This window comes from uncultured Campylobacter sp. (assembly GCF_938030785.1).
GTDB lineage: Bacteria > Campylobacterota > Campylobacteria > Campylobacterales > Campylobacteraceae > Campylobacter_B.
The window spans coordinates 21,062-36,690 of sequence record NZ_CALHIK010000100.1 but is presented as its reverse complement, the minus strand read 5'-3'; the positions used below and the strand labels follow the sequence as shown (position 1 = coordinate 36,690).

23 protein-coding genes are annotated in these 15,629 nt (G+C 42.0%); 22 read left to right on the top strand and 1 reads right to left on the bottom strand.

Annotated elements, in window-relative coordinates:
- Positions 1–498 precede the first annotated feature (498 nt).
- Together Q0438_RS05685 and Q0438_RS05680 are read left to right on the top strand one after the other, a co-directional pair.
- Positions 499–1,743, top strand: coding sequence for an integrase arm-type DNA-binding domain-containing protein (locus tag Q0438_RS05685; protein ID WP_299188389.1), 1,245 nt, complete (start codon positions 499–501; stop codon positions 1,741–1,743).
- A 39-nt stretch (positions 1,744–1,782) separates the two neighbouring features.
- Complete coding sequence (locus tag Q0438_RS05680) at positions 1,783–2,748, top strand: hypothetical protein (RefSeq protein WP_299188387.1); 966 nt, start codon at positions 1,783–1,785, stop codon at positions 2,746–2,748.
- Positions 2,749–3,202: 454 nt separating this feature from the next.
- On the opposite strand, the gene Q0438_RS05675 is transcribed toward Q0438_RS05680, so the two are convergent.
- Entirely contained in the window at positions 3,203–3,937 is a 735-nt protein-coding gene (locus Q0438_RS05675; protein WP_299188385.1) for an XRE family transcriptional regulator, read from the bottom strand.
- 168 nt (positions 3,938–4,105) lie between these two features.
- On the opposite strand from Q0438_RS05675, the gene Q0438_RS05670 reads away from it, so the two are divergent.
- The 20 genes from Q0438_RS05670 (at position 4,106) to Q0438_RS05575 (ending at position 15,626) form a co-directional block, all read left to right on the top strand.
- A complete protein-coding gene (locus Q0438_RS05670; protein WP_299188382.1) occupies positions 4,106–4,285 on the top strand; it encodes a hypothetical protein in 180 nt (59 codons plus the stop codon).
- 11 nt (positions 4,286–4,296) lie between these two features.
- Entirely contained in the window at positions 4,297–6,237 is a 1,941-nt protein-coding gene (locus Q0438_RS05665; protein ID WP_299188379.1) for a Mu transposase C-terminal domain-containing protein, read from the top strand.
- Between the two features lie 77 nt (positions 6,238–6,314).
- On the top strand, positions 6,315–7,208 hold the full coding sequence (locus Q0438_RS05660) for an ATP-binding protein (RefSeq protein ID WP_299188376.1): 894 nt from the start codon (positions 6,315–6,317) through the stop codon (positions 7,206–7,208).
- A gap of 10 nt (positions 7,209–7,218) precedes the next feature.
- Positions 7,219–7,407: a hypothetical protein gene (locus Q0438_RS05655; RefSeq protein WP_299188373.1), complete on the top strand. Its 189-nt coding sequence runs from the start codon at positions 7,219–7,221 to the stop codon at positions 7,405–7,407.
- 63 nt (positions 7,408–7,470) lie between these two features.
- Positions 7,471–7,635 (top strand): anaerobic ribonucleoside-triphosphate reductase, encoded by a 165-nt coding sequence (gene nrdD / locus Q0438_RS05650; RefSeq protein ID WP_299188370.1) that lies wholly within the window; start codon positions 7,471–7,473, stop codon positions 7,633–7,635.
- Between the two features lie 32 nt (positions 7,636–7,667).
- The gene (locus Q0438_RS05645) at positions 7,668–7,943 is read left to right on the top strand and encodes a sigma factor-like helix-turn-helix DNA-binding protein (RefSeq protein ID WP_297905310.1); all 276 of its coding nucleotides are present in this window, start codon (positions 7,668–7,670) and stop codon (positions 7,941–7,943) included.
- Positions 7,940–8,248, top strand: a complete 309-nt coding sequence (locus Q0438_RS05640; protein ID WP_299188367.1) for a hypothetical protein — start codon at positions 7,940–7,942, stop codon at positions 8,246–8,248. The genes Q0438_RS05645 and Q0438_RS05640 overlap by 4 nt, the downstream gene beginning before the upstream one ends.
- A gap of 75 nt (positions 8,249–8,323) precedes the next feature.
- Positions 8,324–8,677 carry a hypothetical protein gene (locus Q0438_RS05635; protein WP_299188364.1) on the top strand — a complete coding sequence of 118 codons (354 nt, stop codon included), beginning with the start codon at positions 8,324–8,326 and terminating at the stop codon, positions 8,675–8,677.
- Complete coding sequence (locus tag Q0438_RS05630; RefSeq protein WP_299188361.1) at positions 8,670–8,834, top strand: hypothetical protein; 165 nt, start codon at positions 8,670–8,672, stop codon at positions 8,832–8,834. Before Q0438_RS05635 ends, Q0438_RS05630 begins: the two co-directional genes overlap by 8 nt.
- Complete coding sequence (locus Q0438_RS05625; RefSeq protein WP_299188358.1) at positions 8,795–9,283, top strand: host-nuclease inhibitor Gam family protein; 489 nt, start codon at positions 8,795–8,797, stop codon at positions 9,281–9,283. The genes Q0438_RS05630 and Q0438_RS05625 overlap by 40 nt, the downstream gene beginning before the upstream one ends.
- 110 nt (positions 9,284–9,393) lie before the next feature.
- On the top strand, positions 9,394–10,299 hold the full coding sequence (locus Q0438_RS05620) for a hypothetical protein (RefSeq protein WP_298083195.1): 906 nt from the start codon (positions 9,394–9,396) through the stop codon (positions 10,297–10,299).
- A gap of 4 nt (positions 10,300–10,303) precedes the next feature.
- Positions 10,304–10,534 carry a transcriptional regulator gene (locus tag Q0438_RS05615; RefSeq protein ID WP_297895526.1) on the top strand — a complete coding sequence of 77 codons (231 nt, stop codon included), beginning with the start codon at positions 10,304–10,306 and terminating at the stop codon, positions 10,532–10,534.
- 170 nt (positions 10,535–10,704) lie between these two features.
- Positions 10,705–11,412 (top strand): Rha family transcriptional regulator, encoded by a 708-nt coding sequence (locus Q0438_RS05610; protein ID WP_299188354.1) that lies wholly within the window; start codon positions 10,705–10,707, stop codon positions 11,410–11,412.
- Positions 11,409–11,630 (top strand): hypothetical protein, encoded by a 222-nt coding sequence (locus tag Q0438_RS05605; RefSeq protein WP_299188352.1) that lies wholly within the window; start codon positions 11,409–11,411, stop codon positions 11,628–11,630. Before Q0438_RS05610 ends, Q0438_RS05605 begins: the two co-directional genes overlap by 4 nt.
- A 92-nt stretch (positions 11,631–11,722) precedes the next feature.
- On the top strand, positions 11,723–12,121 hold the full coding sequence (locus tag Q0438_RS05600; RefSeq protein ID WP_299188349.1) for a phage protein GemA/Gp16 family protein: 399 nt from the start codon (positions 11,723–11,725) through the stop codon (positions 12,119–12,121).
- Positions 12,121–12,306 (top strand): hypothetical protein, encoded by a 186-nt coding sequence (locus Q0438_RS05595; protein ID WP_297900784.1) that lies wholly within the window; start codon positions 12,121–12,123, stop codon positions 12,304–12,306. Before Q0438_RS05600 ends, Q0438_RS05595 begins: the two co-directional genes overlap by 1 nt.
- 44 nt (positions 12,307–12,350) lie before the next feature.
- Positions 12,351–13,580, top strand: coding sequence for a hypothetical protein (locus Q0438_RS05590; RefSeq protein ID WP_299188347.1), 1,230 nt, complete (start codon positions 12,351–12,353; stop codon positions 13,578–13,580).
- A complete protein-coding gene (locus Q0438_RS05585; RefSeq protein ID WP_299188344.1) occupies positions 13,577–13,894 on the top strand; it encodes a hypothetical protein in 318 nt (105 codons plus the stop codon). The genes Q0438_RS05590 and Q0438_RS05585 overlap by 4 nt, the downstream gene beginning before the upstream one ends.
- On the top strand, positions 13,891–14,310 hold the full coding sequence (locus Q0438_RS05580) for an HK97 gp10 family phage protein (protein ID WP_299188341.1): 420 nt from the start codon (positions 13,891–13,893) through the stop codon (positions 14,308–14,310). Before Q0438_RS05585 ends, Q0438_RS05580 begins: the two co-directional genes overlap by 4 nt.
- Positions 14,311–14,426: 116 nt before the next feature.
- Positions 14,427–15,626 (top strand): hypothetical protein, encoded by a 1,200-nt coding sequence (locus Q0438_RS05575; RefSeq protein ID WP_299188338.1) that lies wholly within the window; start codon positions 14,427–14,429, stop codon positions 15,624–15,626.
- Positions 15,627–15,629 lie beyond the last annotated feature (3 nt).

Sequence of the window (15,629 nt, the reverse complement as noted above, 5' to 3'; positions counted from 1 at the left end):
GAGCAGCAGACTGAAAATCTGCGTGTCGGCAGTTCGATTCTGCCTCTAACCACCATTGCCTATTTTTTACAATCTAATACAATTTAACAAAATCCCTAAAATACGGACTTCAAGCGATTTTAGCCCTCTAAAGCAGTCTAAAATAATCAAGCAAAGCTAGCAATTTAAAAACATTTTAAAAATATTTTTGGCAAAATTCCAAAAGTCAAGCGAAAAAATATTTTTAAAACTTACCAAATGCCCTATTTAACGGGCTTGCAAAGCACTCCAAAAAATGTTTTAAAACGCTTGAAACGCCTAAAATAGGGTTTTATGAAGCTTAAAAAAACGCCCTCGAGGCAAAAAATATTTTAAACCTCATCAAATCCCCAATTTTAGGCACGCAGAGAGCAAAAAGGCGGCGATTTTAAAAATATTTTTGCGCGGGATTTTGAGCTAAAAACCGAAAAAATATTTTTAAATCGTCTCAAATAACGCATTTAAGGGAGTTAAAACGTAATGGCTAGGATAGTCAAACCGCTTAGCGATAAGCAAATCAAAGAGGCAAAGCCGAAAGCCAAAGACTACAAGCTCACGGACGGCGACGGCTTAGGGCTGATAGTAAGCAAGAGCGGGCGCAAGCGCTGGGTATTCGCTTTCATTAGCCCCGATACTGGCAAGCTGAATAACACGGGGCTAGGCAACTACCCCGTTTTATCGCTAGCCGAAGCGCGAGAGAAGCGAACCGAGCTTAAAAAGCTAGTGATGAGAGGTATCGACCCTATCACGGAAAAGAAGCGCGCCAAAGCTCAAAGAATAAGCGAGCATAATCTCAGTTTTGAAAAGGTCTTTAACGAGTGGCTAGAGCTTGAAGCTAAAAGCATACTGCCCCAAACGCTAAAGACCAAGCGCGGGCGCATTGAAAACCACGTAATGCCGATACTAAAAGATAGGGGCATAAAAAGCATTACTCACGGCGAGATAGCGGACATCCTTAAAGAAACGTCAAAGACTACGCCGCAAACCGCCGAGATAATCAATCAAATTTTAAACCGCGTCTTTTTATTCGCCGTATCGAGCGGCTACGCCGAAGTTAATATTATGGCTAATATCGACGCCAAAAGCCTAATCCCTAAAACCAAAGTCGAGCATTACGCCAAGCTAACCGAGCGCCAGGACTTAAAGGCATTTTTTAACGCCATTTATGATTATCCTCATTTTGAGACGATTAAAAACGCGATGAAGCTATGCCTACACCTACCGCTAAGAGCCGCGCCGCTGTCGCGCCTAAAATGGGATTACGTAGATTTTAATAGAAGGCTTTTAACAATTCCGCGTGCCGAGCAGAAAATCAAGCGCAGCGAGATAGGCGATTTCAAATTGCCGCTTAGCGATGAGGTTATGCGGATACTTGAGGACCAGGCGAAATTAAGCAGGGCATACGAGTATATTTTTATTAACTCGCACTTTACGGGGCATATCCACAAAGACACCGCCACGAACGCGATTAAGGGCTTTGACTTTAGAGACAGACAGACGGGACGCGTCGTAACCCTGCATAGCCTACGGGGCATATTTATGACGCAGGCGTTTAATAATATGCAAAAGCACGGAGTAAGCAAAGAGGCTATCAAAAAGGCGCTAGACCACCTACACGGCGATAAAGTGGATTTAAGCTATTCCGAAAAAGCCGATTTTTTGGACGAGCTTAAAATCTTGCTGGACTGGTGGAGCGGCTACATACTCGAAATAAAAGATAACTAGGAGAGGTAAACAATAATAAAAGAAACAAGAAAATTAAAATTGTCTGAAATTATTTTTGATAATTTAAAATATTTAGAGGCTGGGTATCTTGAATTTAACAAGGAAAATTTTATTTTTCAGGATTTAGATGAAAATCAAATATACGACTTAAAAAGCGCACTTGACTTTACCGACAATTTAAATACTTACGGCTTTAAACACGCTGTAACAAAAGGCGTTAGTGTAGCGAGTTGCGACAGTTTTAGCGAGCGAGATTTTTTAAAAATTAAGATATTAAATAAGGATAGTGGTAAAAAAGAAACCATTAAATTAACACATATTATTACAGATACGGTTCAGACAGATGAGGACAGATTTTTAAAATTAAAATTTTGCTCACGAATACCGGATTTTTGCGAAATCCCAAAAATTACTAAAAATAAGGCATTTGCGCTTTACGCGCCTATTTTTGAGAGAATAAGAATAATAGAGCGAGATGATAGCATAGTCTACAATGAAACCTTTGCGAGGGCATTTTGCGAAGCGATACGCGAATACGTAATTTTTTTAAAATTTATTTACAAGCGCGATAATAGTAGAGTTTTAGACGATAAAGCTCCATTGGATATTGAAATAAAGAATAAGGCGTTTAAAAACGTTATCAACCAAGCCAATAAAACCAAAAAGCTATTTTTAGAAATGCAAGCAATAAGCGCATACCAAGCACAAATGGCACACGCTAGAAGCCCGTATGATTTTTTAAAGGCGGTTAAAAAAAGCGATAAAAACCAATCCGATATTTTAGAAAAGTTAGACGAGCTTTTAAATATTTTGGACAAAGAAGCCCAATATCAAGATAAAATTAGCAAAGTGACAATAAGTAGCGCGAATAATAAATTTTCAAATAGTATTTTAAAGCTTTGTAATCGAGTAAAAAAACAGGGCATTAGTGAAACGAACTTAAATAAATCTATTGAAAATTTACGCGCTAAAATTAGAGATTTAGCAGATTATAGTTTTAGATAACACAGAAAAAATAAATTCTCTATTATTTTTTAAGAGAATTTATTTATTATTTTTTCTACTTCAAATTTTTAATTTTTACTCATTTTTTAAACACGATAATTTTATTTTTAACATCGATTCTAACGGCGTTTTTGCGCTAGATTAAAATTTTGTTTTACGCCATAATTCGCCCAATCTTTGCAAAGATAATCTAAACAATAAAGGCTAAGCAATGAGAAAAAGCGAAGTTAAACCAAATGATAAATCTCATATAAAAGGTAAAAAAGTTAGATTGATAAAAAATGCGGTGCGAATAGCGATGTGGGCGATATTCATAAGCATATAGGGTTAGGGTAAAAAATGAGAACTTAAAATGCGAAATTTGCAAAATTTATGCATTTTTTGAATTTTTTGAAGCACTGCCCTTAAAAACTTTCAAAGACCTTCAAAAATCCTTCAAAATATTCAAAAAGCTCTAAATTACGCCTTTTTTGATATGCGCCACTACGCGCCCTACTATATTGCAGCTTTTCAAATTTTGCCCTTTTATAACGACAGGCTCGTATTTCTCATTATCCGAGAACAGAGTTATGGTTTTTGTCACAGGGTTCTTTTCTAGGCGTTTGACAAAGGTATCTCCATCGTAGTTTAGGGTGTATACGTAGCCGCTGACGATGCTGGGCTCACTTTGTATAGCTCTTACAAAAAGCAACTCGCCGCCGGTGATCGTAGGCTCCATGCTATCGCCGCGAGAATTTAGTGCATGGATCTGCGATAGGTCGCCGCTGATATTTAAAAATTCACGCAGAAAGCTCTTCGTAAGCTTTAGTGTAGCAGGCGCCTCGTCGTAGTTTATGACGCCGTATCCGGCGCTTGCATAAGTATCCTCGTAATAAGGTATGGCTATGATATTACTATCCTCGTCGTTATCAATACCGACTTCTTTAAGGTCTGAGAGACTAACGTCATTTTTATCAACACTTGCGTCATCACTAACGTCAATACTTACGTCAAAATTTTCATCCAAAAAATAATCAATTTTAACTTTAAAAATTTTAGCCATTTTTTGTACGGTTTTTATGTCAGGAACACTTGTACCATATTCATAATTTTGTAAAGTTCGGCTTGTAATATCAAGTTTGTCCGCCAACTCTATTTGGTTTAAGCCTAGATCTTCCCTGGCTATACGAATTTTCTTTCCTAAATTCACTTCTACCCCTTGACAAAACGAAAATATTTTCGTATAATTCCAAACATATTTAGAAGTATATTAGCCAAAAAAGGTTAAAAAATTCTAAAAGTTATTTGAAATTTTATCGTTAAACCCAGGAATACGTTATCTTTAGGTTTAGCAATAAAATTTTAAAAAGGAGTGGCTTTGAAAGCGAAAAGAAAAGAGAGCTTAGCAAGACAGATAAAGGCTAAAACAAAGTATGATCTAAAGGCTTACTGCGAGATAAGAGGGCTTAGTGTTACGAGCCTTTATAAGGGCTTTATTAGCAAAAAGAGCAAAGAGATACTCGAAAAAGACGGTATAGCGGTAAGTAGGGTGGCCTAAGGCTTAGAGATATGTGGGTAAATTCCAAGTGTGCGGCTGAAATTTTGGGCGTAAATTTGAGAAAACTACAAAGGACAGTAGTTAAAGCTCAAGACGAGCTGCAAAAAAATTTAATTGTTGATACGAAAAATATTTCGTATAAGTATATTGACGGCATCGGGCGCGGCGGTAAAACCCTTCAAATTTGGATTGATGATAATCTGATAAACGGCGAAAACGGCGAAATTTCACAGCAAAGCGCGCCCGCTCCCATTAAAAATAGCGCGGGGAGCGAAGATAAATGCCTGGAGCCCGCGCCCTCCGCACCGCAAAACGAGCGTAGCGACGCAAGGCGAAGCCGAAGCGGCGTTTCTTGCGAGCGTAGCGAAGCGGAGCAAAACGCTCTGAGCCTAAAGATTAAGGATATTGAGCATATGAATAAGCTAAAAGCAATAAACGAGTTAAAAAGCTGCCCTGCGGGAATGAGTAAGACGCTATGGGGCAAGGGAGTAGCGGCGAAATACGAGGTGAGTTTAAAGACGCTATATGCGTGGGCTAAGCTATTTAAGCAAAGTGAAGTAGAGGTTAAAAACGATGAGCTAAGCATTGATTTCAAAGCTAAGTTTAAAAGCTCCAGCTTTGAGATGAGCGCTTTAGAGTGGGCGGTGGGTTTTATGCTGCACAATCCGCTAGCTAGCAAGAGCTTTGCTTACGAGCAGCTGCAATCCTATGCGAAAGACAACGCCCTTAAAATCGGCTCATACCAAAGCTTCGCCCGCCTAACCGCGGCGCCAGAGATCAAAGCGATGCTACTTCGTGCAAGCTGCGGCGATAGGGGCGTACGAAACGAGTGGGCTATGCATATCATCCGCGATCTAAACTGTTACGAAAGTATGGAGATGATCTGCGGCGATCAGATAGTATTTGATTTCGATGCGGTAGGCCCCGGCGGAGAGGTAGTTAACCCCAACGCTTATGTCTGGATCGATATGGGAAGCGGAGCGATAATAGGCATAGATATAGTGCTTGGAAAATATAACCGCTTAAGCGTGGGCAACAGCCTAAAGATGGCTTTGCGCTTTGGCATCCCAGATGCCATCTATACCGATAACGGAAAACCCGAGCTAAGCGAGTATATCGCAGGCGTCAGGTCTCAGCTAAGCGGGATTAAATTTAGAGATTTTGACGATCTAGCGCCAAATCTGCTTCATAAAAAAGCAAAGGTAAGGAATTCTCGCGCAAAACCTATCGAAAATATCTTTAATCACGTCCAGCGCCGCATGGGCGAGATGGTAATAGCTGAGTGCGGCGGAGCGGGATATCACAAGGACGGTGATAGACAAAGCGAGATCGTAGCTGAATATATAAAGCAAAATCCGCTTAATTTTACCGATTTTATCTCATATTTCGAGCGGGCGGTGAGGTGGTGGAACGAACACTATAACGCCTCTCGCAAAATTCATCCTTTAAAAAGCTTCTTAGATAAGTTGGAGGCTAAGCCTAGGGCGGTATTTGATGAAACTACGCTTGAGTATATCTTTAGCGAACGCAGATCTATCAAAGTGAGAAATAGCTGCATAGCTCTATCGGTAATGGGGCAGAGGCGGACATATTCGCATCCTGCGCTTTGCAAATTCGTAGGGCAAAACGTAGAGGTAAGGATAAACAGAGGCGAGGTAGAAAGCGTATTCGTCGTAGATATGAAAAATAATCGCCCTATTTGCGAGGCTCATTTGATAGATCGTATAGATCCGCGCAATCATACCGCGCTTAGCGCGCAGCTAGCTAAAAATGAGGCCGTGGTGAGCGCCGTTAGGCAGGCGTTTGGCTATTACGCAAACCTTTATAAACGCCCTAATACTATCAGCTCCTATGCGAGTACGGCGTTTGAAGTCGATAAGCAAAGACAAAACAGCAGGCGCCTGCACTCCAAAATTGCTATGAGCAACGAGGAACTTTTGGCGGCGATGTAAAGCGCTTTTAAAATCTGCTAGCGGGCGGATTTTATAAGCGTTTGCTTAAATTTAGCCTACGGGCAAAGGAAAGAGCGATGAGTTTAAAAGAAAAATTTGAGTTATGCAAAGCTTATGGCATAACCCTAGGCAAGATCGCAGATGCGATCGGCAAGAGAGAAGGCACCGTTAGCGGCGTGCTAAACGGCAAATATGACTCCTCTAAAAGCGAGCTATATGCCGCCGCGATCGAGGCGTTTTTAGATAAGGTAATTACCGCTAATACTCCCAAAAAAGAGGCACAAAATGGCGGAGTTTGGTTAAGCCTGGCACAGCAAAAGATCAAGGAGCGCATCTATAAGATGGAGCAGACGAAGCTTAGCTTTTTTGAGCTCATTTTGGGCGAAAGCGGCATGGGGAAAACCTACCTGCTTCAAAAGCTTACGGCGGATCTCGGCGGTATCTACGTAAAGGCTAGAAAGAGCCTAAGCGCCAGCGCATTTATGAGTTTACTGCTGCGAGCCGTGGGCGAAAAGCCTAAGGGCAATACGGATGATAAATTCGAGCAGTTTTGCGAGGCGATCGCAAACTTAAAAACACGTCTGATAGTAATCGACGAAGCCGATCTTTTCGTGCGCGATAACGATCTGACTTTTGAGCGAAAATTTGAGCTTTTGCGCGAGATCTATGAGTTTAGTAAACGCGAAAACCTAGGCATAGCCGTAATCGCCGTAGGTATCGGAGTGCTTAAAAAGCGTATCGATAGGCTAGGAGGCTATCTGCAAAGTAGGCTTACCTACTCGCCGGAGATGACGCTAAGCAGGGATGAGCTCATTAAAATCGGCAAGCTGGCAGGTATTGATGCAGAAGTGGCGGAGTTTTTAGCCGAGGGGCAAAACGCAAGGTTATATGAAAAGACGGCACTAAATTTAGCCCTAGGCTACGAGCAAAAGGTAGCCGCTAATTTAGTTTATCACGTACGAAAAAGATAAGGGGTAAAAAATGAAAATTTCAAAAGATATAAATATGAAAATGAGCGATCTAAAAGCTTGCAAAGATGAGATCATAATCGCCCACTCATTCATTCTATTTCGCACCCCGCGGGGCTGGATCGCAAAGATGAGAAAGCGCGAGAGCATAACGGTACCGATCCCGCACTTCCGCCGCGGATTCGGCACTATTTGGAGCTAAGACTTTGATTTTACATGGCGCCCCGTGCGGGCGTCTTATAAAATCAAATTTAAAGGATGAAGTATGAAATTTCCAAAAGAGCTGCAAGCCAAACGCACCAAGTGTATCGTCTATACTCGCGTGATGGGCTACTTGCGCCCGGTAGAAAGCTTCAATATTGGCAAGGTAGGCGAGCATAAGCAGCGTGTGCTGTTTGAAGAGAAAAAAGATGTCGCCCGCACTAAGTAGGTGCAATAAGCGGAAGCAAAAGGAAGGGTGAAATGCAAAGAATTCAGGGCTACCGCACGGACAAGGTATGCGCCGAGCGGGTGAGGATGCTAAAGGGTGATGCGGATGTAGCTTACCGCGAGCTTGCGGCGATGCTAGGCATCAGCGTCGAGCGCGTCGCGATGATAGAGCGCACGGCGCTTGCGAAGCTTAGGCACCCGAAAAACCGCAAGAAGTGGATGGAGATATTTGAAACCATCGCAGAGCTTGAGCGCTGCGAAGCTCAAAGGCTCGGTAGCGGCTGGAGCCTGAAAGGAACGAAGAATTGAAGCTAAAGGATTTGATAAACCTAAGCGCCGAAAACTACAGCGCCGCAGCTCTGCGCGAATTACACGCAAAGATGAGCGCCACCGTGCCTGATATGGTAAGCGTAGGTCTTCGCTCGGTGCGTCGCGACGAAATAAAGGGCGGGCAGCTTGTAAAGGGTTGGGCGTTTTACGTGAGCTTCTGTTATGGCTCTAAAAAGCCCTGCGCGGAAATTGCGAGCTTCGGTAGGCTTCACATCTGCGCCGATGAGACGATGGCGGCAGATCCTTATATTGAGAAAATTTTAAGATATCTAAGAGAGGCGTAGCTTTTATCGGGCTCTTTTTGCAAGAGCCTATATAAGCGCTAAAGCTTAAATTTTAAAACAAAGGAGCAAAAGATAATGGACAAACGAACGGCAAGGCTCTGTTTCGTAAGCTCGCCGTATGCAAGCATCCCGTGCAAGCATGAGCGAGACCGCGACTACTATGCCCGCAAGCTTGCCGAGCAAGCCTGCGCCATCGTGCGCGCCAACGGCTACGAGCCCATCTCGCCCGTGCTTGCATGGATGGGGGTGTATAGCGAGCTGGAGCGCGAGCGAATAATGAAAAACTGCGAGGAGCTTCTAAGCGTTTGCAGTTACTACTATTTCTTTCCGTGCGAGTACAGCAAGGAGAGCAAGGGCATGGCATACGAGCGAGAGCTTGCAAAAAAGCTCGGCGTGAGGGAGTTGAAATTTAGTCTTTTCGATGAGTGAGAGGCATGCGGTGCGGATCGTAAAGAAGAATAAAAACAACCTTCCGATCTGCCTAAGATACGGCTACGTCATAAAATACGGACTAGCCAAAAAATTTAAAATTTTAGGAGAAAAACTATGGAGATCAAAAACTTCGCAGACGTCGATAACGCGCTAAAGCGAGTGTGTGAGCTTGAGGTGGCTTTGACCGATATAAACGGAGAGATAACGCTAAAGTGCAACAAGATCAAGGACGCGCAAAAAGCTAAGGTAGAAAAGCTCGATAGCGAAAAGAAATATATCGAAGCTCAAATTACCGCATTTTGCGAGAGCAATAAGGCGGAGTTCGCCGAAAAGCGCAGTAAGGATTTCACCTTCGGTAAGATAGGCTATAAGCTCAGTAAAAGCGTAAGCTTGCCGCGCATCAAAGAAAAGGTCGAAAAGCTTATCAAAGCGCTAAAGAGCTATAAGCTTGATGATTGCATATCCTACGAGGAGACTATAAACAAAGAAGCGATCTGCGAGCTTGATGACGCAAGCCTCGTTAAACTCGGCTTAAAGCGCACGGTGAAAGACAACTTCCGCATCGAGACCAAGATAGAGAATTTGCAAAGCGCAAATGTCTAAAAATCCGCGCTTTTAAACTTTAACAAAAAGCCCTATCTAAGGGCTTTTGATTAAGGTTTTATGAAGCGAAATTTTGGTAAAATACTAAAATTTAAAAAGGAGTAAAAACTATGCAAAAAGCATGTTTTTCTATAAATACTTTAAGCGATTTATGCTCTTTACAAAAAAAACTCATAAGTGGCGAAAGCGTTATCGTAGATAAAATAGGGCAAATATCATATACTATCAAACTAAAAGGTGGTAGATTCGACAATTTTGACATAGGCCTTATAGATGCCGATATAGCCGAAATAGTTTTATCGTATCAAAATAATTTTTATAAAATAGTTTCCACTTTGGAAAAAAATTATAATGTTGAAAATATAGACAAGACTAAACTTTTAAAGTTTAAATTGGAACGTGGTAGCCTACAAATAGAGCTAAAAGACTTAATTGCAACTTTATTGGAGAGTATAAAAAATATGAGTGATCCATACAAAGTGATTGTAATCGTATTTATAACGCTAGCGATTTTAGGCGGATACTCCTACAGTGAGTATTTAACGCATATCGAAAATTTGGCTGAAATAAGCGCTGAAAGCGAAAATAGGCGTATCATAGCAGACCTAAAGTCTGATAAAAAATTACAAAATGCCGTTAATGAGCCGAAAAAGACCGTAGCTACCGTGCTTCGTGACGACGAAAGTGCCGTATTCAACGACGAAGAAGAGCCTATAACTCACGAAAAAGTAAAAAAATTCGAGTTTAAAGAGTTAACCGACACGACGACAACGGATGATCAAATCGGAGAATTTACTATTTTAGGATACGAAAAGACAAATAGCGGAGATAGAAAATTTAAAATAGACGTAAACGGCATAAAATGGGTTAGCGCGAACCTTATAAACGCAGATCAACGCATAAAGCTGGCCACTGCTATAGAAAGAGGCAATAATGTGAAGCTGAAGATACGCACTGTTAAAGAATACGGCAAAATAAAGGAAGTTGCTATTCTGGATGTTATGGGCGGAGAATAGTAAGATGAGCGATAATCTAATCAAAACTACCTGCAAGCGGCTGGGGCTTACCTATAAGCAGCTGGGAGAGCTGATAGGGTATTCCGAGAGCGCCGTCAAAAATGCGGCCGTCGGAAACGTAAGCGAACCTATGAGTTTTGCCATTTCTCAATACTTCAAAATTCAAGACTTGGAAGCAAAGCTCAAGACTTGTGAAGATTTTAAGAAAAATTTAAAAGACTTTTTAAACTCTTAAAAGTCTTTTAAAGTATTATTCTACGCATTAAAACTACTTTACAAAACCTAAATACTTGACATTAAGTCCTTTTTAGTATATAATTACGCCATAAAAGTCATTTAGTGGCTTATGGTCTAAGGTTTGTCGAAAGACTTCAATCGTTTAAAATTTTGCCAAAGGAGTAAAAGATGAAAAATTTAGTAGTCATTAACGACCAAAGCGTAGAGTTTGAAGTGATGGATAATGGGATATTCACCACTTCATTAAGTGTTGCAGCAGTTTTTGAGAAACGCCATGCCGATATTATAGCGAAAATATCCGAATTTCCAACTGATGATTTTAACGAACGGAATTTTTCGCTCGTTAAATATCAAGACCAAAAAGGCGAATTTCGTCCAATGTATAAAATAACCCGCGACGGTTTTTCTTTGCTCGTTATGGGCTTTACCGGTGAGCGAGCCTATCGATGGAAAATAGAGTTTATCGCCGCCTTTAATAAGATGGAAGCGATGATGAGGCGCGGTGACTCTCATCTTGACGCGCTTATCAACAATATGGGCTCTCTAAACGAAAAGATAGATAAGCTTCAAGCCAAAAACTCTGCCCTTGCAGGCGAGCTGATCGAAGCTAGCCGCAAATACACCGCCGCACTTGAGCGCGAAAACGAGCTTTTACGCTCCGCGCGCGTAAGCGATACGCCCCTTAACGCACCCGTTTTAGTCGGCACGGGGCGTAAATTTAGCCCCTCGGAGTTGCAGCGCGCGCAAAAGTTAAAGGCTCAGGGGCTTACGAACGCCCGGATAGCGCAGGCTTTAGGGCGCAACCTAAGCACTGTAGCGAGAAATCTACGCAGGGCTCGTCGCAGCGAATACGGACTTTTCGGAGGCGCGCTATGAGGGAGGTAAGTATTGCCTATATCGATGCGGCGGATAGAGCAAGGGATATGCTTTTATGCCTAGGCATCCTAATGCAGGGGCTAGGCTTAGTGTGCGAGAATTACGAAAGCCCGAGCGGGCTAAAAGAAGCGCTCTATCTTTTAAGCAGATCCTGCGACAGCGCAAGCGACGATATGGCTCGAGCGAAAGCCGAGGGGCTACAGCCCGCCAAAGCATAAAATAACTTCATCGGGGCGAGAGATCGCCCCTGTTAAAAATTCCGCCCGTTTTTGCTACAATCGCAGCATCTTTAAACCGCAGGAGCGAAATCATGACCAAATCCCAAGAGATCTACCGCAAAAAACTTCTTGCGATGATCCATCTGCACCCGTTTTATAAGCACGCTGCGCAAGAGGGGGCATGGGATGTATTTTTGCAAAGCTGGGGTGTGGGTAGCTGCGCCGAGCTAAACATAAAAGAGCTCGTAAACGTGCTAGCGGTAATGGACGGCAAGGCCGCTCCTCATAGATTTATAGACGCTGCGACCGCTCCGCAGGTATTTGCTATAAGAAATGCGTGGCAAAACGTAGCGGCAAACGTAAGTGAAACTGCGCTGTTAGCTTTTATAAAGCGCATTATTAAGCAGCCTTGCGCCGATGTCTCAAAAATAAGCAAAAGACAAGCCTCACGCGTTTTAGCCGCTTTGAGGAAAATGAGGGAGAGCAGATAGTGTTTTGTCCGAAGTGCGCGCACGAAAAAACCGCCGTGTTAAAAACCGTAAAGGGGCTAAAAAATATCCGTATGCGCCGCTGCGAAAAATGCGGTTATACCTGGATCACGGAAGAAAAGCCGCTCAAGGATAAAAGCTTGGCGGATTATGTAGAGTATATCGATGAGATAGATAAAAAGGCATAAAAAGTTCAAAATCCGCCCAGTTTGGAAAAATTAAAAGGTAAAAAATGAGAAATTTAGCTAGATCCTTAATAAGATTTAAAATTTTAAAAACAAAGGGCGAGGTAGAAGCCCTACTACAAAACTACTCACAGATGCAAAGACAGAGGCTGGAGCAGATCTTAGATGAAATCGTAGCTCTTAGCACGCAAGAAACGGACGCATCTACGTTAAAAAAGCTACTCTTAGATAAGGCTGCAAGTGCAAATATCGAGGTTAGCCCGCAGGATTTAGAGAGCATCTATATCATCCTTGCGCAAAAGGTGAGCAAAAAGCTTGCCGTAGCGGCTGTGGGGCACATTAAAGAAGCCGTTAAATTTAGCTTTGACACCGTCGATGCCGAAGCGATCGAGGCTATGCGCAAGGGCTTTTATTGGATGGGCAAAGAATACAACGAAAGGCTGCAGAATAGGCTAAAAGATATTATCGAGCGGGTTTTTAAAGCAGAGATTGCAAACGAGGAGGTGGGCTCCGCACTGAAAGAGGAGTTCGGCTCTATTATAAACGCAGATGAGAGCTATTTTAAAGGAGTAGCCGATCATATCGCACTTCAGGCGCAAAATGTCGCGACGATCACGCAGGGGCAAAAATACGGGGTAGAATACTATAAAATTTTAGCGATAATGGACGCAAAAACCTCTCAAATTTGCCGCTCGATGCACGGGCGCATAATACCCGCCGAGCATCTAAGTGCGCAGGCGGATAAAATTTTAAACGCCCATAGCTTAGCCGACAAAAAAGCCGCTGCCGCTTGGCGAGATCAGGCCTTTTTCGGCAAGAACCTGCCTAAAAACTTCGGTCTGCCTCCATATCATTTTCGTTGCCGTACCGAGGCCGTGCCGGTGTGGATCGATGAAGAGGAGGAAGGCGGAGTGATGATGCGAAACACACAGCCGCTATGGGAGGACGAACTTATCCGCCATATCGATAAAACCGGAGTTGAGCGTATCCTAGACGCTAAGGCGGCGAACGGCGGGCACGGGTTAAAAGAGAGATTAGAACGAAACGACGAATTAAAAAGCGATATAATAAAAGCGCTCAATTCGATAACCGCCATAGCCCCTCAAAAGGGCGAGGAAAAATTAAGCAACGCTATAAGCAGCAACGGCTATTTTATGGTATTTGACGGCGACAGAATAGTGACGGCTTTTAAACCCGCTAAAGGCGCACTCGCGTATTTTAAGGAAAAAAGCGTAACATCGAAGCAGGAGATCATTAAAAGGTGGTGGCACAAATGAGAGATTTTATTCTTTATATCGATGAGCCCGAATGGGGCGTATATCAAAAGGATTATGACCTTTGGGTAGCAGCGGATCACGATAAAAAGCTCGCGGATAGATATCCCTTTGCCGCGCTTTGCGTTAAAGAGGGCCTGATTATGGGCTTTTTCGATATATCTATCTCGGACGAAGTAATAAAAACGGCGCGCAACGATGAGATGATGAGGGAAGTTTGCAACTTCAGGGTACTCATTCATAATAAATTTAAAGAGAGTTTTAAGGGCTCATTTATTGACGCGCTTAAATATATAAAGGAGCATTCGGCTAAATGAAAAATTTAAATAAAATTTTAGAAAAATTTCTCTATCGCGTGGGTGCAGAGACCGTAAACGTAGCTAAAGAGCATACCGCGCCTATTAAAACGGGCAGGCTAAAGCGAGATATCATGGTCGTAAGAGTGGATGCAAGAAGCGTAACGATAGGCAATACTGCAGGGGTGAAATATGCTAAGTTCGTACACGGCGGTACGGGGCTTTACGGAGCCAAAAAGAAAAAAATCGTGCCGAAAAAATATAAGGCGCTCAAGACGCCATACGGATACCGTAAATCCATAAAAGGGCAGAAACCGAACCCCTATCTTTTAAAGGCCTGGGAGGGCTATAAAATAAGAGGATTGCGGAGGGCTACCGCGATGCTTACGAAAGAGATCGGGCACGAGTTGGTGACAGAGATAAAGGCGAGCTTATAAAAAGCAGCGCCGTAAAACGCGATAAAAATTCAAAATTGCATACTCTCATATATTGTTGAATTTGACATCAGACTTTAAACGATTTATAATTTAAAGAAAGATTTAAAGGTGCGCTGGTGTTTCAAATTTTTATCATTTTATTAGGATTGTTCGCGATTCTTCTGCTAATTTCAATTGTTAATAAGAAAAAATGGAGCAAAATTTTAGGCTACGAGCCTACATTAGACGAGATGAGTATTATACTTGAACTTAGAGCTGTCGAATATTCTCAAGAAAAAATAATCGAAATTTTACACGCATTTAACTCAAAAATGCTTGATAAAAAGGCAATTGATGCCATTGTAAAAGATAAAAAACAAGAATTAAGGTTTCAAACAAAACGGCAGGAGTTGCAAAATAGACCCATAGAAATTACGGCGTATGAACAAGAACCGGAAGGGTTAGTGGACGAGATAGAGATCATAGACCCGGGTGATGAACAGACGATCTATAGTACCGACATCTGTGCCAATAGATGTGCCGATATCGTATATCAAAGCCTTCATATAGCCATAAATAGTAAAAAACTAGATACGATAGAAAGCAGAATCGGTGTAGCCGAAGATAAATTTAAAAAAATTATAAAATATGATAGCTATTTTGCCAAAGCTATAGAAAATAAATATAAAGACCTTTTAAGAAGAGCATACACGGCTAAATATATCAATGTGGCACAGGCCTATTATGAAAAATACCAAACATTAAAATCGCAAAAAGCCAAGGGCAAGTATTTTGATATGGCAAAAGAGCATTTAGAAAAAGGTATGGGAGATTTAGCCGCAGATCAAGATGCAATACGCGGGAAATATAAAGAACTGTTTGATGAAAATTTTAAAGCTTTGCCGCAAGTTTTAGAGGCAGAGGTAATCGACTCGGACGAGTATCCGGTCGGAACGACTGATGAAATGATCGAACTTTTTAAAATAGGTAACTTCGATGAGTTAAGAATGTTGATAAGCCAGTTAGCCTATAAATTTGCTAGCACGCCACAAAGCGATGCCGTAAAAAAGATAGGCATGTTTTTCGTAAAGCGCGATCCGATGTATATAGATATATTGTCAAAGGTACAAAAGATAGTTTCTAAAAGTCAAGGCATAAAACAATCAACGATATACAACGACGTAAGTCCTGACGGAGTTTATTCTGTTGAGGATATGCGATACGTACTCTATTATGCAGCAGAATACGGAGATATCATAAGAAAACCATTCGGCAACAGCTACAAACTATACACGAAAGAACATCCGCAAGATAACTTACTTATCTCGGGTAGCTAGTTT